Source organism: uncultured Aquimarina sp. (assembly GCF_947492965.1).
GTDB lineage: Bacteria > Bacteroidota > Bacteroidia > Flavobacteriales > Flavobacteriaceae > Aquimarina.
The window spans coordinates 155,303-179,358 of the sequence record NZ_CANLOZ010000001.1 but is presented as its reverse complement, the minus strand read 5'-3'; the positions used below and the strand labels follow the sequence as shown (position 1 = coordinate 179,358).

The 24,056-nt window shown below is 32.0% G+C and carries 21 protein-coding genes; 17 read left to right on the top strand and 4 right to left on the bottom strand.

All coding sequences use genetic code 11. The annotated features are described in order from the left end of the window. Positions 1 to 7: 7 nt before the first annotated feature. Entirely contained in the window at positions 8 to 2,023 is a 2,016-nt protein-coding gene (locus tag Q1B37_RS00835; protein ID WP_299894357.1) for a fumarate reductase/succinate dehydrogenase flavoprotein subunit, read from the bottom strand. Between the two features lie 11 nt (positions 2,024 to 2,034). After that, positions 2,035 to 2,700: a succinate dehydrogenase cytochrome b subunit gene (locus tag Q1B37_RS00830; RefSeq protein WP_299604403.1), complete on the bottom strand. Its 666-nt coding sequence runs from the start codon at positions 2,698 to 2,700 to the stop codon at positions 2,035 to 2,037. Positions 2,701 to 3,066: 366 nt separating this feature from the next. Here Q1B37_RS00830 and Q1B37_RS00825 point away from each other — a divergent pair, with 366 nt between their 5' ends. Beyond that, positions 3,067 to 4,212 (top strand): methionine aminotransferase, encoded by a 1,146-nt coding sequence (locus Q1B37_RS00825; protein ID WP_299894354.1) that lies wholly within the window; start codon positions 3,067 to 3,069, stop codon positions 4,210 to 4,212. A gap of 125 nt (positions 4,213 to 4,337) precedes the next feature. Then, positions 4,338 to 4,862 carry a hypothetical protein gene (locus Q1B37_RS00820; protein ID WP_299894351.1) on the top strand — a complete coding sequence of 175 codons (525 nt, stop codon included), beginning with the start codon at positions 4,338 to 4,340 and terminating at the stop codon, positions 4,860 to 4,862. A 29-nt stretch (positions 4,863 to 4,891) separates the two neighbouring features. Here the strand turns inward: Q1B37_RS00820 and dinB are convergent, their stop codons facing one another. Then, positions 4,892 to 5,998 (bottom strand): DNA polymerase IV, encoded by a 1,107-nt coding sequence (gene dinB, locus Q1B37_RS00815; RefSeq protein WP_299894347.1) that lies wholly within the window; start codon positions 5,996 to 5,998, stop codon positions 4,892 to 4,894. 197 nt (positions 5,999 to 6,195) lie between these two features. On the opposite strand from dinB, the gene Q1B37_RS00810 reads away from it, so the two are divergent. The 7 genes from Q1B37_RS00810 to Q1B37_RS00780 all read left to right on the top strand — a co-directional run bounded on the left by Q1B37_RS00810 (position 6,196) and on the right by Q1B37_RS00780 (position 11,949). Then, positions 6,196 to 6,684: a hypothetical protein gene (locus Q1B37_RS00810; protein WP_299894343.1), complete on the top strand. Its 489-nt coding sequence runs from the start codon at positions 6,196 to 6,198 to the stop codon at positions 6,682 to 6,684. Between the two features lie 165 nt (positions 6,685 to 6,849). Continuing rightward, on the top strand, positions 6,850 to 7,518 hold the full coding sequence (locus tag Q1B37_RS00805) for an NAD(P)H-binding protein (RefSeq protein WP_299894340.1): 669 nt from the start codon (positions 6,850 to 6,852) through the stop codon (positions 7,516 to 7,518). Between the two features lie 107 nt (positions 7,519 to 7,625). After that, on the top strand, positions 7,626 to 8,327 hold the full coding sequence (locus Q1B37_RS00800) for a hypothetical protein (protein ID WP_299894337.1): 702 nt from the start codon (positions 7,626 to 7,628) through the stop codon (positions 8,325 to 8,327). Between the two features lie 29 nt (positions 8,328 to 8,356). Then, a complete protein-coding gene (locus tag Q1B37_RS00795; protein WP_299894334.1) occupies positions 8,357 to 9,460 on the top strand; it encodes a helix-turn-helix domain-containing protein in 1,104 nt (367 codons plus the stop codon). 20 nt (positions 9,461 to 9,480) lie between these two features. Then, positions 9,481 to 10,317, top strand: a complete 837-nt coding sequence (locus tag Q1B37_RS00790) for a DUF2911 domain-containing protein (protein ID WP_299894331.1) — start codon at positions 9,481 to 9,483, stop codon at positions 10,315 to 10,317. Positions 10,318 to 10,459: 142 nt separating this feature from the next. After that, positions 10,460 to 10,927 (top strand): CYTH domain-containing protein, encoded by a 468-nt coding sequence (locus Q1B37_RS00785; protein WP_299894327.1) that lies wholly within the window; start codon positions 10,460 to 10,462, stop codon positions 10,925 to 10,927. Positions 10,928 to 11,043: 116 nt separating this feature from the next. Continuing rightward, entirely contained in the window at positions 11,044 to 11,949 is a 906-nt protein-coding gene (locus tag Q1B37_RS00780) for a transporter (RefSeq protein WP_299894324.1), read from the top strand. A 45-nt stretch (positions 11,950 to 11,994) separates the two neighbouring features. Here Q1B37_RS00780 and pbpC read toward each other — a convergent pair whose 3' ends face one another. Further along, complete coding sequence (gene pbpC / locus Q1B37_RS00775) at positions 11,995 to 14,346, bottom strand: penicillin-binding protein 1C (protein WP_299894321.1); 2,352 nt, start codon at positions 14,344 to 14,346, stop codon at positions 11,995 to 11,997. Between the two features lie 382 nt (positions 14,347 to 14,728). Here pbpC and Q1B37_RS00770 point away from each other — a divergent pair, with 382 nt between their 5' ends. The 8 genes from Q1B37_RS00770 to Q1B37_RS00735 all read left to right on the top strand — a co-directional run bounded on the left by Q1B37_RS00770 (position 14,729) and on the right by Q1B37_RS00735 (position 23,983). Next, a complete protein-coding gene (locus Q1B37_RS00770; RefSeq protein ID WP_299894318.1) occupies positions 14,729 to 16,933 on the top strand; it encodes a response regulator in 2,205 nt (734 codons plus the stop codon). 131 nt (positions 16,934 to 17,064) lie between these two features. Next, positions 17,065 to 18,429, top strand: coding sequence for a hypothetical protein (locus Q1B37_RS00765; protein WP_299894315.1), 1,365 nt, complete (start codon positions 17,065 to 17,067; stop codon positions 18,427 to 18,429). A 48-nt stretch (positions 18,430 to 18,477) separates the two neighbouring features. Further along, positions 18,478 to 19,041: a hypothetical protein gene (locus Q1B37_RS00760; protein WP_299894312.1), complete on the top strand. Its 564-nt coding sequence runs from the start codon at positions 18,478 to 18,480 to the stop codon at positions 19,039 to 19,041. A 134-nt stretch (positions 19,042 to 19,175) separates the two neighbouring features. Beyond that, positions 19,176 to 20,033, top strand: a complete 858-nt coding sequence (locus tag Q1B37_RS00755; RefSeq protein WP_299894309.1) for an AraC family transcriptional regulator — start codon at positions 19,176 to 19,178, stop codon at positions 20,031 to 20,033. A 62-nt stretch (positions 20,034 to 20,095) separates the two neighbouring features. Continuing rightward, entirely contained in the window at positions 20,096 to 20,683 is a 588-nt protein-coding gene (locus Q1B37_RS00750) for a hypothetical protein (RefSeq protein WP_299894307.1), read from the top strand. A gap of 152 nt (positions 20,684 to 20,835) precedes the next feature. After that, positions 20,836 to 22,359, top strand: coding sequence for a CocE/NonD family hydrolase (locus tag Q1B37_RS00745; protein WP_299894304.1), 1,524 nt, complete (start codon positions 20,836 to 20,838; stop codon positions 22,357 to 22,359). A 137-nt stretch (positions 22,360 to 22,496) separates the two neighbouring features. Continuing rightward, positions 22,497 to 23,336: an AraC family transcriptional regulator gene (locus Q1B37_RS00740; protein ID WP_299894301.1), complete on the top strand. Its 840-nt coding sequence runs from the start codon at positions 22,497 to 22,499 to the stop codon at positions 23,334 to 23,336. 89 nt (positions 23,337 to 23,425) lie between these two features. Beyond that, on the top strand, positions 23,426 to 23,983 hold the full coding sequence (locus Q1B37_RS00735) for a YbhB/YbcL family Raf kinase inhibitor-like protein (RefSeq protein WP_299894298.1): 558 nt from the start codon (positions 23,426 to 23,428) through the stop codon (positions 23,981 to 23,983). Positions 23,984 to 24,056 lie beyond the last annotated feature (73 nt).

Genomic DNA, 24,056 nt, shown 5'->3' with positions numbered 1-24,056 from the left:
TTTTTTATTATTTATAAGAACGTGTTTTTAATTCAATATTTTCAAATACAAGATCTTCCTTATGAAGTACAGCGTCTTTTGGTTCTCCTTTATATTCCCAAGCAGATACGTACTTAAAGTTTTTATCATCTCTTAATGCCTCTCCTTTTTGTTCACCAGACTGTTCTACAGATTCCTCTCTAAAATGTCCTCCACAAGATTCATTTCTATCCAAAGCATCTTTAGCAAATAATTCTCCCAGTTCTAAGAAATCAGCAACTCTACCTGCTTTTTCTAATTCCTGATTTAAACCATCTGCAGTACCTGGTACTTTTACATTTTTCCAGAAATCCGCTCTTAAGGCAGATATTTCCTCAATCGCTTCTTTTAGTCCACTTTCATTACGAGACATTCCACATTTGTTCCACATGATTTTACCTAACTTTTTGTGGTAATAATCTACAGAATGTTCTCCTGATCCAGACATTAATTTTTCAATTCTTTCCTTTACATCTTTCTCCGCCTGATCAAATTCTGGTGTATCCGTTGGAATTTTACCAGTTCTAATATCATGAGAAAGATAGTCTCCTATTGTATATGGTAATACAAAATAACCATCTGCAAGACCTTGCATTAATGCAGATGCTCCTAGTCTATTTGCTCCGTGATCAGAAAAATTAGCTTCTCCAGCTGCATAACAACCAGGAACCGTAGTTTGCAGATTATAATCTACCCAAAGACCTCCCATTGTATAATGTACAGCTGGATAAATCATCATTGGAGTTTTATAAGGATTCTCATCAACGATTTTTTCATACATCTGGAATAAGTTACCGTACTTATTCTCGATAACCTTTTCTCCAAATTCCAAAATTTGTTGAGCAGTTGGATTATGAATTCCAGAAGTCAATGCTTTTTCTTTACCATATCTTTGTATTGCAGAGGCAAAATCAAGGTATACAGCTTCTCCAGTTTTATTTACTCCAAAACCAGCGTCACATCTTTCCTTGGCAGCCCTAGAAGCAACATCACGAGGCACTAAATTACCAAAAGCAGGATATCTACGCTCTAAATAATAGTCTCTTTCCTCTTCAGATAATTGTGTTGGTTTTAATTTACCTGCTCGTATCGCTTCTGCATCTTCTTTTCTCTTTGGAACCCAAATTCTTCCATCGTTACGAAGAGATTCTGACATCAATGTTAATTTAGATTGATGATCTCCTGAAACTGGAATACAAGTCGGGTGAATTTGAGTATAACAAGGATTTGCAAAGAAAGCACCTCTTCTATGTGCTCTCCAAGCAGCCATTACATTACTACCCATTGCATTTGTACTTAAAAAGAATACATTTCCATATCCTCCTGTTGCCAATACAACCGCATGTGCAGAATGACGTTCTATCTCTCCTGTTACAAGATTCCTTGCTATAATTCCTCTTGCTTTACCATCTATTTTAACAAGGTCAAGCATTTCATGACGATTAAATGCTTGTATTTTTCCTCTATTTATTTGACGGTTCATAGCAGAATAAGCTCCTAATAAAAGTTGCTGTCCCGTTTGTCCTTTAGCATAAAATGTACGAGAAACAAGTACTCCACCAAACGATCTGTTATCTAACAAACCTCCATATTCTCTGGCAAAAGGAACTCCTTGTGCCACACACTGATCTATGATATTCGCAGAAACTTCTGCTAGTCTATATACATTTGCTTCTCGAGATCTATAATCACCTCCTTTTATGGTATCATAAAAAAGACGATAATTAGAATCTCCATCTCCTTGATAATTTTTTGCAGCATTGATACCTCCTTGCGCTGCAATAGAGTGTGCGCGTCTTGGAGAATCCTGATAACAAAATGTCTTTACATTATATCCTAGTTCTGCTAAAGTTGCAGCAGCACTTCCTCCTGCTAGTCCAGTACCTACAACAATAACATCTATATTACGTTTATTGGCAGGATTTACCAGGTTAATTGTATTTTTATGTTTTGTCCACTTATCTGCCAGTGGACCTTCTGGTATTTTAGAGTCTAAAATTGACATAATAGTGGTTTTTAGTGATTATGATTAAAATGAAGTACTAAAGAAATGATGATAAAACCTAACGGAATTACAACAGCGAATACTTTAGCAAACTTAGTTGCTCCAACAGAAAACCTATTGTTAAATCCAACTGATTGGAATGAAGAAGCAAATCCATGCCACAAATGCAATGCTAAAAACACGAATGAAAGTACATATAATCCAGTCCTTACCGGACTTACGAATTTTTCTAGCAATTCATGATAATAGCGAGTAGGATCTTCTGGTGCAAATTCTACATATTTATGAACCATTTCAGGAATCCAAAAATCATAGAAATGTAACCCTAAGAAAGCTAAAATCACTAATCCCGAAAGGATCATATTTCTAGACATCCAAGAAGAATTAGCTCCACCACTATACTTAGCATACTTAACTGCTCTTGCATTTCTATTTTTTAACTCAAGAACAAATCCCATTATAAAATGGAAAACTACTCCAAAAATTAACACTGGTTGCAAAGCAAACTGAACCACTGGATTTGTACCCATAAAATGAGACAACTCATTGAATGTGTCTGGGCTAAAAATAGAAGTAAAATTGATGGTAAAATGTTGTAATAAGAAAAATACTAAGAAAAGTCCCGAAAGTGCCATCGCAACCTTTCTAGCTATTGAAGATTTTATCAATCCACTCATTATAAAGAATGTTTAAAATTTTTGATTAGCAAAAATAAGGCTCAAACATCTTTTTAACAACATTTTGATACAGGAATGCAGTATTTATAATGAATTTAAAATAGATTCGAAATTTTGTTCAGTATTCATTACGAAATCGTTTGAAATATAGTCGTAACTTTAAACAAATAATAATCAAGTCTTAATCAAAAAGTATATTTTAACACAATTAGAACTACGAATTAGATTAGATATATCTTTAGAATATTGTTAAAGTTAGATTCGAAACCAGCGGTAAGAAAAGAAATTAATCTTCTGTAAATTGCACTCTTGATGTTAGGTATCTAAATTTTTCAATTTTTTATACCTTCACCTTTTGATTTGCAGATGAAAAACATACCTACTAAACTCCCTAATGTTACTACTACCATTTTTACTATTATGAGTAAAATGGCAAATGAGTATGAAGCCATTAATCTATCACAAGGTTTTCCGAATTTTGAAGCAGACCATAAACTTACCAGCCTGGTTACTAAAGCTATGCAAAAAGGATATAACCAATACGCTCCGATGCCTGGTCTATTATCCTTAAGAGATATTATTGCAGAAAAGACTAATGGTTTATACGGCAGTACTTACGATCCAGAAACAGAAGTAACCGTTACCTCTGGCGCAACTCAGGCAATATTTACAATCATTGCCGCTTTTATAAAACCTGAAGATGAAGTCATTGTTTTTAAACCTGCATATGATTCTTACGAACCGTCCATAGAATTATTTGGAGGAGTGGTAGTGCCAATTCAATTATCAGCTCCAAATTTTAGCATTAATTGGAAAGAAGTAGCTTCTAAAATTACTTCTAGAACAAAGATGGTTATTATAAATACTCCTCATAATCCGTCGGGAACCATTTTGTCTAAAAAAGATATGCTCCAATTAGAAGAACTGCTTAAAGGAACGGATATCATTCTATTAAGTGATGAAGTCTATGAACATATCATCTTTGATCACAAAGAGCATCAGAGTGCCGCAAGATTTTCAGATTTAAGAATGCGCTCTTTTATCACCGCATCATTTGGAAAAACATTTCATACAACTGGATGGAAAATGGGATATTGTTTAGCTCCAAAAGATCTTATGTCAGCATTTAGAAAAGTTCATCAATTCAATGTCTTTTGTAGTAATCACCCAATGCAATTTGCTTTGGCAGAATATCTTAAAACACCAAAAAACCACCTAGAATTGCCCAGTTTTTACCAAAGTAAAAGAGATTTGTTTTTATCTCTCATCGAAGAATCAAAATTTACATTTACGCCCGCTTCTGGGACTTATTTTCAATTATTAAATTATAGTTCGATTACAAACGAAAGAGATGTTATCTTTTCTGAAAGACTAACTAAAGACTATAAAATTGCCTCCATTCCTGTATCTGTTTTCAACCTTAATCAACAAGATGACAAAGTATTACGCTTTTGTTTTGCCAAAACAGACGATACTTTAAAACGTGCTGCTGAAATATTATGTAAGATCTAACTAAATCAAAACTTCAAAACAAAAACCAATTGATAGTAACATTTTAATCGCTAATGATACTAATGTACAGTTCAAAATCATTTTTTGAATGTAAGTTTATCATAACCAATTACTAAAAAGACTTTATGAAAATTAGATTTACACTACTTATCCTTGCAATGTTAGCTATCTTATCTTGTTCCTCAGATGACGATGCGGAGGAGAACTCTAGTTATGCAATGACAGCAAAAGTTAACGGAGAAGATTTCCTAGCTAATAATCCTTTCGGAAATAATGAACCATCGAGTACAACAATTTTTAACTACTTTCCAGAAGAAGACTTTGTTTTACTAATTGGTCGACAAGGAGGTCTTGTTGGTGCTAGAGAAATCAAAATCTGGTTAAAAAAGAGTGATATCGTAGTTGGTACTTATGAAACGGGGGCGGAAATTTTCGACACCACTCCTTCTCATTTTATTGACTTCTTAGACCTTACAAATGAAATAGATGAATCCACAAGAAATGGTACCATTGAGATAACAGAGGTAAATACCTCAACGAAGATTGTAACCGGAACTTTCTCATTTACCACAGCAGATGGAACTTCTGACCCTTCATCACCCATTGATTTCAATATCACTGAAGGAACATTTAGTTATATGTACGAATAAGAACTCTTATTGTTCAACTATAAAAAAGATTAAAAATCGAATTTCAGTTGTATTACTTCAAACTCCTTCAGCTCCTTTTCTTTCTTTTTCTGACCGCTAGATGTATTCAGGTTTGATAATGAAATTCCCAATAGTCTTACAGAATCTCTCATTTTTTCTTGATACAACAATTCTTTAGCTGTTTCTAATAATATTGCTGCATCACTTACATAATAGGGTAATGTCTTGCTTCTTGTTTGTAAAGTAAAATCGCTATACTTAATTTTTAAAGTAACTGTTCTACCTGCCACCTTACTTCTTTGTAACCTTTTTTGAAGTTCTTCTGCGATATTCTCTAGCCTTTCTAGCATATATATTTCAGAAGAAATGTTCTCACTAAAAGTTCTCTCTGCGGCAAGTGATTTTCTTTCTCTATTAGGTTTTACTTCACTTAAATGAATTCCCCTAACAATACGATAATAGTGTCCTCCAGATTTTCCAAAATGTTCCACCAAAAACTCCTCGGACTTAGCCTTTAAGTCTTTACCCGTATAAATTCCCATTTGATACATCTTAGCCTGAGTTACCTTACCTACTCCATAAAACTTTTTTACGTCCAAGTTTTCTAAAAATTCTAAAACTTCTTCTGGATTTACAGTTTTTTGACCATTAGGTTTATTATAATCACTAGCTACCTTAGCAATAAATTTATTGATAGAGATTCCAGCAGATGCTGTTAGACCAACTTCATCAAAAATTCGTTGTCTTATTTCTTGGGCTATTAATGAAGCACTGGGATTACCCTTTTTATTTACAGTTACATCCAAATAAGCCTCATCTAAAGATAGAGGCTCTACTAAATCAGTATACTCAAAGAAGATCTTTCGAATTTGTTTCGAAATTTCTTGATATCTATCAAACCTTGGTCTCACAAACAATAAATCCGGACACAATTTTTTTGCCGTAAACCCAGGCATTGCAGATCGAACACCAAATTTTCGTGCTTCATAACTAGCAGCACTAACTACGCCTCTTTTACCTCCGCCACCAACAGCTAATGGTTTACCTTTTAATTCAGGATTATCCATCTGTTCTACAGAAGCATAAAAAGCATCCATATCCACGTGTATGATCTTTCTATCGCTATTCAGTTCCATCACAATACAAAAATAATAGAAACCGCTTTTATCAATGTACTTTTTAGATATATGGAATGATCTATTTATAAAAATATTGTAAAATTAATAGTTGTAACGTAATGGTTTCTATCTCTACGATTTAGATTTATCAAATAAAAATCCTATCTTGCCTTATTAAGACCCTGTCAAATTGAACTAATTAATACAGAATACTGATGAAAAATTATGCCCTACTATTTCTATTCGCTTTAATTTGCTGTAAATCAGAAAGCAAATCTCCGAACGAAACTACTGTTAGTAACAATATTACGAATTCTGAAAATGTAAGTGATATAACGGTTGCAGATAACCTTATTCAGAAAACATATACCATCCAAGGAAATAGTTCTAAACAAAATCTTTCTATTCAATGGATATCCGATACTACGATACAATATACACTAACCTTTAGTAACAATACTTGCAATAAAACTGTTGGAGGAAGGGCCACAATCGTAAAAGCAAATGGAGAGCCTTTTGCCATAAGTCATAATGGAACATCTGTTGAAGTTGATAAATATCAAGAAAAAAAAGAAGGTTTTAAAATTATTTTACAAATTGATTCGCAAAATAAAGATAAAGCCGTCGTAGATCTAATTTTGACGGAAGATGGCGAGAACGAAAACTGTTCTCCAGAAAGTGCGGTAATGTTAGAGCAGAAATAACACTATTTGGAGTAGATCCTACGGAAGATTATCATAATATTTCTTAATTCTTTTTTAAAAAGCACTTTTCATACGTATTGTTCTATGTGAACAATCACGAATATTCATCGTGCCTTAAAGTTATATGATAGTATGCTCATTATATTTACAAAAAATCAATAATAAATGGGCAAAACAGCAATCATACTTGGTGCTACTGGCTTAACAGGAACGATGCTCCTTAATCAATTACTTACGGATACTCGTTATGAAAGGATAAAATTATTTTCAAGAAAAGCGATCGGTATATCACATCCTAAAATTGAGGAACACTTAGTCAACATGCTACAATTAGCATCCTGCAACAATGATTTTCATGGAGATGAAGTATTTTGTTGTATTGGAACCACTAATGCCAAAACTCCTGATAAAAGATTATACCGTTCTATAGACTATGGTATTCCTGTGACAGCAGCCGAACTATGTGAACAAAACCAGGTAAAGACATTTATTGTGATTTCTGCTTTAGGAGCAGATGCTAAAAGCAAAATATTCTACAATCGCACTAAAGGTGAAATGGAAGAAGCGGTATTAGACTTCAAAATACCTAAAGTTCATATTTTACAGCCTTCATTAATCAGTGGAAAAAGAAAAGAAAAAAGAAATGGAGAATCTTTTTTCAAACTTTTAATGAAATTGATCAATCCCTTATTAATTGGTTCTCTTAAAAAGTATCGGTCCATACACCCAAAAACAATCGTTTCATCCATGATATGGCTCGCGAATAATTTTTCTGAAAAACAAAGAATACTTTCTAATGAAATTGAAGAGATTTATGCGAATTGCGTGCGCTAATTGGTTCGCATACCGTATCCGTATCTTTCTCACCCCTTGATTTTACTAATTATTACGTGAAGCCTCTACATTTGTCAATAAAATTATAAATCTTTAAAATTTGACAAATGACAAAGCCATTTAAAAATCGTATTTTGTTTTTGATAACATTTTTATTGACAACCAGTCTCTTTGCACAACCAGATATTAAATCTTTCTCTTTTAAAAAAGGAGAAATTCTAGATATTCTATTATTAACTACTAAACCGGATACCAAACAAAATTTCGAAAGGTATAAGGAAACGATTTTTCCAGTTGGGATAAAAAAAACATTTCAACCATTACCTGGTTTTAAGATCAGCAAAACAATTCAAGGAAATATTCAACCTACTAGTTTTATTTTGGGTAAGTGGAAAGATCTCAAAAACAGGGAAGAGTTTCTTTCTGAGATTGAAGGGATAGTACCTGATTTTCATAAACAGCGAAGAGATTTATGGTCTGTTTTTAACTTAACCTATTATGAAATACCAAAAGACATTTCTTTTAAAATTGATAAAAATAAATATACAGTAGCAACCTCTTATTGGAAGAAAGATGATATACGATTTGAAAAATTTATAAATCTTTGGCAACAAAAAACAACATCCAAAGGAGGAACAAAAATTTTGGAACTTACTAATGGAAAATCTCCACTAGGTTATTACCATAATCCTGATTTACTTGTCATTACTCAATGGAATTCTAAAGAAGAGTTTGATGCTTTTTATAAAGAAAATCTAAAAATGGATCACAATGGTGTGTTGCATGTAAATCAATTTGTTTTAAACTAGTATATTAAAGCCGAAAAGATCAAGCTTACATGCAATCATTCCTGAATCAACTTGTTTATTTTGGGTATTTTCAAAGCCTATTTTTGCTTTTTATTTATGTATTTTCTCCAAAAAAGAGAAAGACAATTAATAAATATATAGCATTCCTAGTACTTGTACTTTCCATTGGACTTACGGGTCGGGTTTTATACATATCTGGGTTCTTTGGTGATAATTATCGATGGGTTACTTTTTCTGAGTTTTCTACTTTGTTATTCGGAGCTACTATTTATCTATTTACGAGGTCCAGCTTATTGAACAAACCTTTTTCAAAGAAAGAATTACTGCATTACCTACCAGCTGTAATATACAATCTTGGGGTAACTATAGCTTTTATTATTCCCTCTGATGATATCTTAAAAATTAGAATTCAAAGTGGACTTCAATTTAGAATTACACTGATTTTTATTGCAATAGGATTGGCTTTTAATATTACTTATTGGATCAAAAGTCTAATGATATTCCTAAAATTTAAAAAAGATATTCAGAATGAGATAAGCTATTATATCAAATCTCAATTTTTTCTAAATTTTTTAATTGCAATTGGTATATGTTTACTCTGCTGGTTTCTAATGTTTCTTAATTGGCTATTGGATTATGAATTATTCAATCGAGTAAGTTGGCAAGTAATCTGGATCAGTATTGCACTCATTATTTTATTTATCACTTTTTACGGAATGAAAGAACCTGATTTATTCAAGGTTTCTAATATAATAACACCCAAAAAATACTTGCAATCCAAATTATCGCATAGCCAATTAGATGATTTAAAATCGCAATTAGATGATTTAATGATCGAGACAAAACCGTATCTAAACAGGAAACTACTTAAATCAGAATTAGCAGAAATGTTAGGTGTAAGCAACCCAGAAATAGCACGTTTACTTAATGAGCGTATCGGAATGAATTTTTTCGAATACGTAAATTATTATCGTATAAAGGAATTTATCGATTTAGCAAAGACAGATCAAGCAAAAAACATGACCTTTTTTGGTTTAGCTCAAGAAGCAGGCTTTAACTCAAAAACCACCTTCAACAAATCTTTTAAAGATCTAATGGGTACAACTCCCAAAGAGTACTTCTCTAATCTTTAATACTTTTAAAATTTAAAATTATGTTCAAAACATTTTTCATCAGTGTATTACTTACTGTGGCTACTTCTAATGCCCAACTTTCAATTCCGGCCTTAAGTCCATTATCAAAAACAACTCAAACTGTTGGTTTAACGGATATAGAGATTCAATATTCCAGACCTAGTAAAAGAGATAGAGTTATTTTTGGAGAAAATGGAATTATCCCCTTCGGAGAGTTATGGAGAACTGGCGCAAACGCCGCCACAAAAGTTACTTTTAGTGAAGATCTAACAATTCAGAATACCGAAGTGAAAAAAGGATCTTATGCAATTTTAACCAAACCTAACTCTGAATATTGGGATGTTAATTTATACATCTATCAATCTGGAAACTGGAGCACATATGTAGAAAAAGAACCTACTGCTAGTTTTAAGGTAAAATCGGAGAAATTAAAAAACCCACAGGAAACTTTACTGATATACTTTGATGAAATCACACTAAACAGTACTGATCTTGTAATAGCTTGGGATCAAAGTAAAATTGCCATACCTATAAAACTAAATACACACACTAAAGCGATGGCTAATATAGAAAAGGCATTAGCCGGACCATCTAATTTTGATTATTTTCAAGCAGCACTTTATTTACATGAAACAGGAAAAGATCTGGACAAAGCACTAGTTTATATTCAAAAAGCAACTAAGTCCGAAAAGCCACTTTTTTTCCAAGTATATAGAGAAGCACTCATTCTTGCGGATCTCAACCGAAAAACCGAAGCCGTCAATGCTGCAAAAAAGTCTTTAGAATTGTCTAAGAAAGCAAAGAACAAAGATTTTATCAGGCTAAATGAAAAATTTATTGACAAATGGTCTAGATAAATAATATCTTTCAAGCAATCTAAATATCCAGATTTGAAGATCAAAAAACAATTTTTAATCTTCAAATCTGGATATAAACGTCTAATAAAAAAGGTGCTAAGAGATTGTAGTTATTACAACCTTTTGCATAATAAATATTACAATGATTGAAATAGAACGTAAATTTTTGGTAAAATCAAATGCATATAAGCAATCGGCAAATAAGAGCACACATATTGTTCAAGGATTTTTAAATACGGATCCAAATAGAACTGTTAGAATAAGGATTAAAGGCGAACAAGCTTTTATTACTGTTAAAGGAAAAAGTAATGACACCGGTACTTCTCGTTTTGAATGGGAAAAAAACATACCTGTAGAAGATGCCAAAAATTTAATTAAAATTTGTGAACAAGGAGTCATCAAAAAAATTAGGTATGAAATACCATCTGGAGATCATGTATTTGAAGTGGATGAATTTTTTGATGAAAACCAAGGATTAATCATTGCAGAAATAGAATTACAAGACGAAAATGAAACTTTTGATAAACCAAATTGGTTAGGAGATGAAGTAACAGGTGATCCCAAATATTATAATTCTCAATTAAGCAAGCTTCCGTTCCGAAATTGGTAAAAAAACCTTCAAAATCTGAGGATTTTTCAATTAACAAATCTGTAACATTTTGGTTTGTAATTACAGGTGAATATTCCCCGTCTAAGGAGACTTATTAACCTTTTTAAAAAATTATCATGTTACACAAATCTAAGAAGTCCTTTTTAGGGGCTATGGTATTACTATGTTTTTCTGCTCCTTTAGTAGCTCAAACAGAAGTAAGTGGTTTTTATCCACAAAAGAATGAACTTACAATAGCTCCGAGTTATTCTTTCAAACAATATGACAGGTTTTATAGAGGCACTGAGCTTACAGAAGGTAACCCTGCTGGTTTAGGTTCGATATCTTCCTATATAGTGAATCTTTATGGTGAATACGGAATCACAAATTGGTTATCTGCGTCCCTTAATATACCTTATATATTTATAGAAAGTGAAACGGGAGAACCAGATCCGGTACAAGGAACATCAAGCGTAGAAGGTATTCAGGACTTAAGTGTATTTCTGAAAGGAAGAATCTTAGAAAAGAATATAAACTCCTTAGGGAAACTTGGTATCGGTGCAGCGTTGGGAACCAGTATTCCTATTGGTAATTATGAAGCTGAAGGTGTTCTATCATTGGGAAATAATGCGAATACTTTTAATGCAAATGTTATGGCTCAGCTAACAACCAAAGTTAATTTTTTCACAGAAGTACAGTATGGATACAGTTTAAAGGACAACAGTGATTTTGATGTTCCTAATGCGCAAGTATACGGTATAAAGCTGGGGTATTTTAACAACTATTTTTATACACATGTACAATTAGCTGTACAAGATTCGATGGATGGACTTGATATTGGAACACCAGAATTTGCTGAAGCTGGAGGACCAAGAGCACTTCCACAAACCGAAGTTGATTATACGAATATTAATGTAAACTTATACATCCCAGTATATAAGAATGAAATTGGCGTTTCTACTGCCTATAATCAAAATATAGATGGTCGTAATTTTAGCAAAGAAACTTCATTTTCTTTTGGCTTAGTCTATAAACCTCTTTAAAATCTTAAGACTATATCCTGATAAGCGAATTATTGGGATATAGTTTTACTCTTTAATTTCGATTCTCTTTTTTAACTCATTCCCTTTTTCATCAATTACCGTAATAATATGTTTTCCTGGAGATGGTTTTACCGGCATTTCATGAAACTGTTTCGTAACTCCTATAAAATTATCATCTATATACCAAAATACTCTTGTTTCTGGAATGGTATGAGCTATTTTTAATATCACATCATTAGTTTTTCCATCAAACCCTTTAGGTAGGTATACACTGCTATTCCCTTTCGGGAAAATAAAATCCATATTACCCGTCAGTTCCTTTACACAATCTGATCTATAGGGAGGTAAATTTTTATAACTAGCGTGTTTTCCCTTAAAATAATATGCTTGTAAAGGCGGCAATACAAACCATGGTTCATGAATCATTGTATCTACTGATTCACAAGAAGAATTCACACGAAATTCTCGCGAAGGATCTAAATGAATTAACTTATGATACGGACAAGGTTTTGTTTTAATTCCTGCCGTAGGAATCAACATTTTTTTAGAAGCACACTCTTCTGAAGCTAAAAAACCGCTCAGTGTGCATACCTCAGCTTCTACCAAATCATCATAAGGCGCCGGAAACCAATTAGAATTTGGCAATAAATTGACTACATCAAATAGCAATGGTGCTGCAGAATTTAATCCAGTTAGTTCAGGTCTTCCTTCGCCATCTGCATTTCCTATCCATACTCCTACTACATAATCTCTACTTGCCCCAATCGCCCAAGCATCTCTATTGCCGAAACTAGTTCCTGTTTTCCAAGCTATTTCTCGAGCAGAATCATAAAACTCCCATGCCTCATCGGCTTCGGGACGATTTACTTTTTTCATTGCTTCAAAAGTTAACCATATACTTCCAGAACCATACATAGGCTTTTCTTGTTCGAGTTTACCAAAATCAACATTTTGATTGGCCAAAACAATTGGTTCTGCGAACTCATTACTATAATATTCGCTAGAGGATTCTTCATAATGATTAAGTGTGCCAGCGAGACCAGCATACGTTTTACACAAATCCCAAAGGTTCCCTTCTGCTCCACCTACAATGAGTGATAATCCATAGTGATCCGCAGTATATTTAAGATCCTTAATTTTAAATATATTTAACTCATCTCTAAATCGTTGCAATCCATATTGTTGTAACAATCTTACTGCTGGTATATTTAACGATCTTGCAAGCGCCTTGTTGGCAGGTACAGCGCCGTTAAAACTTTCATCATAATTCATAGGAGTATAACCTGCAATCACAGTTGGTATATCAGAAACCAACTGCTCTGGGAGTAACTCTCCTTTATCCATCATTGCTGCATATAAAAGAGGTTTTAAAGTACTTCCCGTACTTCGAGCAGCTTCTATAATATCCACATCTTTTTGGTGCGCTTTGTCTGTTGGAGCGTTTCCCACATAACTTAGTACTTCTCTGGTACGTACATCCAAAACCAATACCGCTAGATTATGCACTTCATTTTGCTTCAATATGCCATGATGGCGCTCAGCTAACTTATTTACTTGTTGTTGTAAAGATCGATTAATTGTTGTTTGCATACGTTCACCTTTATTATCACGAGCCAATCGATCTAATAAATGTGATGCATCTTGCGGTAATTTATATGGTTTCTGAGGTAATGATTCACTTACAGATAATTGGTAGGTAATAGAATCTATTTTCTCTTGTTCCAATAATGTTTTTAGTAATCTATTTCTTTTTTTTAATAACTCGATTTGATTTTTACCAGGATAAATTAAAGACGGTGCATTGGGCAATACCGCTAAGGTAGCACTTTCTGACCAAGATAATTGATGTGCTGGCAATCCAAAGTATCTCCATGAAGCCATATCGATTCCGACTACATTGCCTCCAAACGGTGCGTAAGAAGCATATAATTTTAAAATATCCTCCTTTGATTTTCCTAATTCTAATCGTGTGGCCAAAATGAGCTCGATCACCTTTTCATAGTACGTTCTTTTCTGTCCTTTTCGAGAAAGCCGTATTACTTGTTGTGTAATAGTACTACCACCTCTTACAACCTTACCTGCTTCCAAATTTTCACCAATTGCTTCAAACATAGCAACAGGATTAAATCCTAAATGTCTATAAAATTGTTGATCTTCAAATGCAATAATACACTCCTTAAATTTGTGTGGTACACTGTCTGTTTTTGGAAAACGCCATTGTCCATCCTTTGCTATTTTGGCACCAAGTAATTCCCCTGTTTTCGTTTCGATTACCGTAGCAGTAGGATCATTAAATAATGGAGATGGCAAAGAAAAATAGTACCAAATAGATGCAATTCCAATTAAAATGAATTTTATTGGATGTTTCTTTACAAAATTTAAAGCTCTTCTGAACACAATAATGATTTCCCTTCGATATTAAATAGTTCAATATCTGTGAAATTTATGTAAATGTATTTAGATAACTTATGAAACTTTATAAAAATTAATTTGAAAACTGAATTTAGGATCAAAACAGTACACTCACCTCTTTCTATCTACTAAGTGGAAAATTCCCCAAAATTTTAATTTAACCAGCGTTTGCATCCTGAGTTTTCTTAAAAAAATCATAAATAAACCCTTTAATTTTACTAAATTATGACAGTTTTAATACAACCAACGACCACTGCATCTTCCAATAAATTAAAAACAATGGGGCTTATAATGAAAAATTAAACAGTGTAATACATCCGATGATCATATACTTAGATGTGTTCATTTTTAATAAAATTGTTTAGAATTGAAAAAAAATACCCACTATATAATTGCTGTATTATGCACTTTATGTACGTTTTCTCAAGAAAAACCTTCTTACAAATACAATGACAGCCTTTATAATCTCATAAAAAAATCTGAAGAATTACGTGTTGCTAATAAGATGTACGAATCGTTAGAGTACGCCTTTAAAGCAGTCGACTATGGTAGAGAACTTAAAAATGATCATTATATATCTCATGGTTACTTTTTAATGGGAACTGTTCAATACGAGATTATTGATTATGAAAATGCCACTAAAAACTATCTTAAAGCATTAGAACATACCGAAAAGACCAAAGACAAATTACTTTTGCCTTACATTCTACATAGTTTGGGAAATATATACTATGATGGTAATAACGATTTTGAAAGTGCTTTGGATTATTACCAAAGAGCAGTGCATCTTGTAAAGAAAAGTTCGCATATAGAGCAGTATCAAGTCCCTTTACATAATTTGATTTGGACTTATATGGATTTAGATAGATATGATGAAGCTTCCGTATACCTTAAAGAAGCAGACAGCATAGATGCTAGCATTCCTGATAGTATTCTTGTGGATCGAAGTTCATTGTACCTTTTAAGAGCTAGGAACTATTCTCATCAAGGAAACATTGCAAGAGCTGAAGAATATTTTGACAAATCTTTTGAGTATTTGCAAGACGAGTCCTATTGGCCAAAAGGAAAAAGTTATTTTTATCAGTATCGAGCAGAGATGTATGAAAACATTGGTGATTACCCAAGAGCCTTAGCTGATTTAAAGTTACTTCAAGCGAATGAACGTAAAGTATTTGAAAACGCAAGATCTAAGGGAAATGAGACCGTTAACTTTAGATCTAAAGTTGATCGATATGAAAAAAAATTAGCATTAGCAGAAAGAGAAAAGGATTTACTTGTAGACCTTGACAAAAATAATAAGCTTATCATTTTTATATCGACGGCAGCTCTCTTATTACTGGCAGTAGCTTTTTTCTTTTACTATCGTGGGTATCAATCTAAAAAGAAGGTCACTGAAATTCTTGAGATAAAAAATTCTGAATTGTACGAAGCAAAATCGCAAGCGGAAAAACTTAGTAAAATTAAATCTCAATTTATTTCCACTATTAGTCATGAGCTCAGAACTCCCTTATATGGTGTAGTAGGTATTTCATCTATTCTTTTAGAAAACGAAAAACAATCCGATAAGGACAAAAAACTACTAAATTCTTTAAAATTTTCTGCAGATTATTTATTGGATTTGGTAAACAATGTTCTTAAAGTAAGTAAAATTGATTCAGAAGAAAAGGAACTTATTAAAACACCAACCGATGTTCATTCTTTAACCCAAAACATACTCCAATCTTTCGAATATCAAGCCCAAAAGAAAGGAAACGAACTTATTTTAAAATTTAATCCCAGCATTCCTAAATTACTAAATATAGATGCATTGCGAACCTCCGAGGTACTCATTAATCTTCTTGGAAATGCCATTAAATTTACAGAGCAAGGAAAAATTTGGTTAAGAATTAAACTAATTTCTAAAGAAGACTCTAAAGTAATCTTACGCTTTGAAGTTGAAGATACTGGAATGGGTGTTCCAGAAGATCAAAAAGAGTATATTTTTGAAGAATTCTCACAAATAGGAAGTGTATACGATAATAAACAAGGTACTGGATTAGGATTATCAATAGTAAAGAATCTTATTGAGGTTATGGGAAGTCAAATTTATTTTGAAAGTAAAAAAGGTGTTGGCTCTATGTTTTATTTCGAACTGGATACAGACATTCCTGAGAGTTTAGAAATCCCAGATAAAGCTGAGGAATCATCTGAGCAGGATTCGATCTCTGCCAACATCCTGGTTGCAGAAGACAATAAAATAAATCAGCTGGTTACCAAAAACTTACTCAAAAACATTGGGTGTGAATGTACTATCGTTGCTAATGGTATCGAAGCTGTGCAAGCTGTAAAAAAGGACACATTCGATCTTGTTCTTATGGATATTAATATGCCAGTTATGGACGGCATGCGTGCCACAATAGAAATCCGTGAGTTTAATACTTCAATACCTATTATCGCCCTTACAGCTTCTGAATTAAGTGAAGTTTCGGATGATTGTAAAAAAGCGGGTATGAACGATCTCATCAACAAACCACTGAACAAAAAAGATCTACAATACGCTATCGAAAGAAACATTGTTATAAACAGCGCATAAATTAACGATGAAAATTTAATACTTATCCCTCCTTCCATTTATTGTGTAATAAAACCAAAAAATGGGGTAACAAACCGTTAAAAAAAGACACTTACCTTTAGAATTTCCGACTTAAAACCTAAAAACAGTAAATGTCACATCCAAAAATTACCCAAACTAGAACTTTTACAGATGATTTTACCGAAATCCTATCATTAACAAAAGATCAGGTTGAAGATATCGATGAACTGACGTATTTATTCCTTAAAGAATATACTTTTAGTATTGATCCTGATTATAAATATGAAAAAGCGAATTTAAAGTATATGCTAGCTATAGCAAGAAGATTAACCAGTTCACAAAAAACAAGGTTCAAAAAAATTGTAGAAGAGCAAAAACGACATATAGATAAGAATGATTTTGAAACTTATAAAAATCAACGATACTTAAAAAAATATAAAGCTCTTAATCTATCAGAAAATCGATATGATCAATTTAAGTTACTTCTTAACGATACAGAAGAATTAGTAATAAAAAGAAACGAAGAAATTATATCCGATAATCAACCAAGAAAGCCTTATCATTATAGATTTAAAGAAGTTGCTAATGAAATATTACATGGATTTCTAACTCCAGAAGAACTCACAACCTTTAATCAAATCGAAGAAGATGATTATAAAGCAATTGTGGATATGAGAACTGATGTAATTATGAATTCTTACGCCAACTCATTAGATCTAGATCGAAATCAAGCTAAACAAATGTTTTATTATGAAGAGAACGAACCTGTAAAGGATAAATATGGTGAATATTACAATGAATGGGAGAAACTAGAGCTTTATCGAGAATTCATGAAATCTATTCTCACCGAAACACAGTTTAAAAAATATATTCCAACTTTAGAAGAAAGAAAAAATAGTATTGATGAAGGAATCATCCATCAAAACGAGCAAACAAAACAAAAAGTCGAAAGGCTTATAAATAGAAAAACGTTCTTACAAAACAATTACCTTCCTGCATTGTGCAAACAGCGATTATCCATAGATGCATTATTGAACGAGCCTATCAAACAAGAACTACCTTCTTTAAGAAAGCTATATTATGAAAAAATAGTAACTATATACAGACAACATAAAAAAGAAGCAATACATCATTATAAAGATCTATTTCCGAACCACATGTTAGAATTAGAAATTGAATTGCAACTCAGAACATTAATCCCAAATGCGACTTATTTCGGAAAGACACAGGATTTTATCTCAAAAATTCCTAACAACATAAGAAATGTTATTTTAACTCCTACCAAAAGCTTAAAGGAATCTCAACTAGCTCTAAACAAATTTGAAATAGAGAATTATGAAAATACTGGCGGAACTTATGGTGGTTGGATAAAAGTAATGAGACCAACAAAAGATGAACAGTTTGATAGTATTCAAATACTATCCACATTGCTATTATACCCTAAAGTTGATGATAATATAAATCAGATTGATTTGGTTTTGGATCTAATAAAGTAACAATTTATACAATTTTAGTACTTATTAGTAGGATAAGACTACTGATATATGAAAACGCAAATAGAATTCTTTAAGAAAATTGCTGAAAACGAAAACGGTAAATTATATCTTCATGATAAGGACATATCGTTTGGAGATGGAACGAGAAGTCCAAATGTTATTTTTAAAATAAAATTTGAATACAAATCCAATCAATTTACGATCGTTAATCAAACAGGAACTAATTATGTTGGAACTATAAGCTGTAAATTATCTAACGATCTACAACCAATCCCTTTTGAAATAGACACTATTTCTCATTTAAAGAATCTATTCTTACGAAGAAAAAGTAGATTCGTTTTAAAATCTGAAAACCAAAATGTACTTCATTTTTTAAAAACTAATAATGCCTTAAACCTTCTAAGTGAAATTGCTGATAAAGAAGATTTTCGTCCCTTAGTTGTTTGTAGTTTGGATGGTTATTGGAGCATTGTTTGCAAATATCATCTAGAATTTGACGATTGGACACAAGTTATAGAACCAATAATAGCATTGTATAAAAATCTCATTGATGAATTTGAAAAAAGAATTGCAAACATTAATCATGGTCAATACCGAGAATTGAATTCTTAAATAAAACTAATTAGTGAAATAGAAAACTTAGTTCATATTTTTTACTCTATAAATCTGACTTAAATTGACAATAAAAATTGACCTAATTATACAAAACTTTGAACATTCTAAAAGTTATCTTTACTTAAAAAGAAATGATCCTCGATTATAAAAAGATTGATCTATTTGGGAAAATAGTATTTGAAACGGTTATTCTAAAACCACCGTATAAAAAACCAAATCTCATGCACGATGAGGCTTGTTTTTTATATATAATCAAAGGAGAATATGATTCTATCTCTGAAAGAGAAAAGCTAAAAGTTAATGCAGAAGAGTCTGTTCTTATGAAATGTGGGAACTATTCTTGTAATATGTTACCCTCTAAATCATCCGAAGAATATCAAGCACTTGCTGTTCACTTTCATCCAGAAGTGTTGCAAAAGGTCTATGAAAATAAGCTACCTATCTTTCTCAAAGACCGACAGCCTTCTGATATTGGAATGTCTAAATTACAAAGTGATATTTTGGTAAAGAAATATATAGAGAGTATTCTATTTTATTTTGAAAATCCAGATTTGGTAAACGAAGAAATCTTGACTTTAAAGATTAAAGAAATTATTCTATTACTAAACCAAACCAAAAATGCGCCAGCTATTCGTTCCATACTTTCTAATTTATTTCATCCTACCTCTTATACATTTAGAGAAGTTATCGAAGCACATCATTTTTCTAATATCACCTTAGATCAATTAGCCCATTTAACCAATAAAAGTCTTTCTACTTTTAAGAGAGAATTCAAAAGAATCTATAGAACATCTCCTGCTTCTTATCTCAGAGAAAAAAAATTAGAAAAATCCATTCAATTACTGGGTACTACAGATCTACGAGCTACCGATATAGCATATGATTGTGGGTTTACAAATGTTTCTCATTTCTCTAAAACCTTTAAATCTTTTTACGGTGTTTCTCCAACGAATTATAAAATGACCCATTTTAGTAAATCATTGAACTGATTATAAAACATCAAATTACACCTTCTTTTCATTTTTGTATTGTAATTATAAATCATATAAAAATGAAAACAACTGCAAGAGATTTTAGTCTAGAATTAAATGAAAATCCAATACCAGAAGTTGCTGAAAGAATAAATTGGTATCAAGAAAAATTTAATACCGTACCTAATTTAGGAAGGTTATTAGAATCTGCTCCGGCAACATTATTATCTTATGTAGATACTCAGAATTATTTGGCAGAATTTGGCACACTATCACCCGAAGAAAACAACATCGTACAGATGACAATAGCTGTAGAAAATGCTTGTGCTTATTGTGCTGGTGGTCATACTTTTGCTGGCGAAGTGTTATTCAATTCTAACCCAGATGATCTTAATGAGATTATCAACAAACAAAAACTTTCTAATGAAAAGTTTAATGTGTTGCATGAATTTACTAAAGATGTTTACAACAAAAAAGGAAGAGTGAGTGATGCGAGTTTACAAAACTTCTTCGATGCGGGATATACAAAACCGCAAGCATTAGACGTGATCACCAATATAGCTGCAAAAGTACTTTCTAATTTTGCGAATCAACTTGCTATAAATATTCCGGATGAAATGTTTGCCGAAATTTCGAATAATCTCAATTATGATACTAATTATAGATAACAAATAATGTGTTATATTTTGATACAACCGGTTATGTCTTTACATAACCGGTTTATACTTTTAACCGTATTCGATTATTTCATAAACAAAAGCCTAAAACTGTAACAAATACTAACCACATGAATCTTTAGAAAAGAACCTATATTTCTAAGATGATGCGAATACGTACTTTACTAATTCTTATATGTCTCCAAATACAATTCGTTTTTTGCCAAACTTCGTTAGAAGAAATAAATCTTCCATATGGAGATTACAAAGTAGGTTTTAGGCACTATACTTTAATTGATAGTACAAGAACGTACCATATTAAAAACGAGTTTAATAACCGATCAATAGACCGACCAATCCCAATCAGCATATGGTATCCATCTAACATTAAAACAAAAAATGATAAACAACTAACTGTATTAGACTATTTACATATCTTAAAAGAAGAGGAAGAATGGAAAAACTTACCGGATGAGTACTTATTAGATTGGTTTCATTATCTATGGAATACTCCTCAAAATAAAGCGCATCTCTCCGAAAAGGTAAAGGCAGTCTATAATGCTCCAATGCTGAAAGAAAAATTTCCAGTAATTGTATATGCTTCTAGTTATGAAGCTACTTCTATTGAAAATTTTGCTTTATTCGAATATTTAGCAAGTCATGGTTATGTAGTTATTTCAAATCCATCAAGAGGAGCAATTACTAAAGAACTAGAAGGCGCAACTCCTAGAGCTGCAGAAGCACAATCTAGAGATACGGAGTTTATTCTAAAAGAAGTTCATAAATTCGGTAACGTCGCTACAGACAAAATTGCTCTAATGGGATATAGTTTTGGTGGTTTATCTAATGTAATCACATCGATGAAAAACTCTAATGTAAAAGCATTGGTAAGCTTAGATGGTTCTGAAAGATATAATTACAAGGTATTAGAGAAATCACCATATTTTGATATAAAAAGGTTTGATATTCCATATATTCATTTTGCTCAAAAGGATATTCCTAAAGAAGTAATGATTAGTGATAAAATTCCATCTGAATTGAATTACCAGTTTAAACTATATGATTCATTACAGTATAGTGAATCTCATAGTTTTAAGTTCCATGATTTAACGCATTCTTATTTTAGTTCTTTCGGAGTTTTATTTGCCAATAGAGATAAAAGACAAGATAAAAGTGATGTTGAGATTATGAAATCTTATCGTTTATTGTCTCAATATACTTTACAATTTTTGAATTTCTATTTAAAAGAAAAAAGTAGTAAAAACAGGTTTGCAGAATTACTAGAAACTGATAATAAACTAGTCTCTCTAAAAACAAAAAACGGATTGAAAAAGACCTTTACTTATAAGGATTTTAACGATTTGGCCTTGCATCAGAATTTTCAGGACCTTATTCCATTATATCAAACCGAAAAAAAGAAGCATCCAACACTCATTTTAGAAGAAGGAATGCTCAATACCTTAGGCTTACGGTTATCTTTTGATCCAAATACAATAGAGCAAGGTATTCAGGTATTTTTGTTGGCTTTACATATTTATCCTAATTCTGCCAATCTCTATGATAGTTTAGCAGAAGCATATTTACTTCATAAAGATGAGAAAAATGCCATTATCAATTTCGAAAAATCTTTAGTCCTAAATCCACAAAATCAAAATGCGCTTACTAAACTAAAACTATTAAATAAATAGTCCTTTCTATTATAGTCTATTGTCAAGATCCGGCAATCTCGCCCGAAAATTCAAAATAAGTTGTTTATATAATTTGTTTTGATGCAAACATTCTAATGTTGTTGTATTAAATTAGTGCTAATAACAAATAAACCTGTATGAAAACCATTGCATTACCTGATGAATTAAATTTAAATGATTCCAGTTCTATTACTGTTTTTAATTATGAAAGTCATCAGGAAATTGCACGCCAACAAATTTTACTTAATACGAATGCTTTTAGTTTCCTACAGCAAGGTTTCAAGGAAGTGTTTTTTGACAATTCGTCTTATGCTATAGATAGCAGTCAATTCTTATTAATGAAATCTGGTCATTGTTTAATGACAGAAAAACTATCAAACATTTCGGAACATTACCATAGTATTCTGTTCTTCTTTACCAATGAAAACCTATTAAATTTTATTAGAAAGTTTGAATTACAACCTTCAAAAAATACTACTCCTTATTCTACCTATTCCTTTACGTACGATGACTTTATTAAAAGGTTCGTAGACAGTCTTTTGGATATTGTAAAACTTTCCCCTTCTACTAAAAAAAAGCTATTAGCTACAAAGTTCGAGGAGATCATGCTGTATCTTGTAGAATTAAAAGGTGTTGATTTTCTATATGCTTTCACAAAAAATAGTGATAATCAATCGCAAAAATTTATACAAACTGTAGAGAGTAATCGATTAAATAAATTAACCTTAAAAGAACTATCTTTTTTATCTAATATGAGTGTTTCTACGTTTAAACGAGAATTTGAAAAACACTTCGATACTTCACCTAGCAAATGGTTTCAGGAAAAAAGACTAGAACACTCTGCTCTTTTATTAAAAAATGAATCAAAAAGACCGTCAGATATTTTTGAAGAAATTGGGTATGAAAGTCTTTCAAATTTTATTCAGGCATTTAAAAATAAATTTGGAGTTACTCCAAAACAATATCAATCAAGTTGAACTTTTAGCAATACTTTTTGGCCCAAAAACCTTGTCCAATTTCTTCATATCCAACATAAATTTGTCACAGTAATTAAATGACAAATAACATGAAACAGAGGAATTTTATCATAGCAATTGCTATCGCTTTTACAAGTTCAATTTTTGGACAAAATACTTTTACCTTAACTAGTAATAATTTGGGTGGAGAAGCTACAATCAATGAGGAGTTTAATGGCTTTGGTTGCACTGGAAAAAACCAATCTCCACAACTATCTTGGAAAAACGCGCCTAAGGAAACTAAGAGTTTTGCTATAACCATGTATGATCCAGATGCTCCAACAGGAAGTGGATGGTGGCATTGGGTAGTCTTCGATATCCCAAAAAATAGTACAGAATTACCATCTGGTGCTGGTAATAAAGGATCAAGTACAATACCCCAAGGTGCGATCCAAAGTATAACAGATTATGGTGTTCCAGGATATGGCGGTCCTTGCCCTCCCGAAGGACACGGATTGCACCAATACATCATTACCGTATATGCTTTAAAAACCGATAAACTTGGATTGAATGCAGATACAAACCCTGCAGTAGTAGGATACTATTTATGGAACAATACTATAGCAAAAGCTAGTATAGTTACATATTACCAAAGGAAAAAAGTGTAAACTATATAGTTATCCAAAATATACAAAACACTAAAAAAAGCATAAGATCATTAAACTTATGCTTTTTTATGTT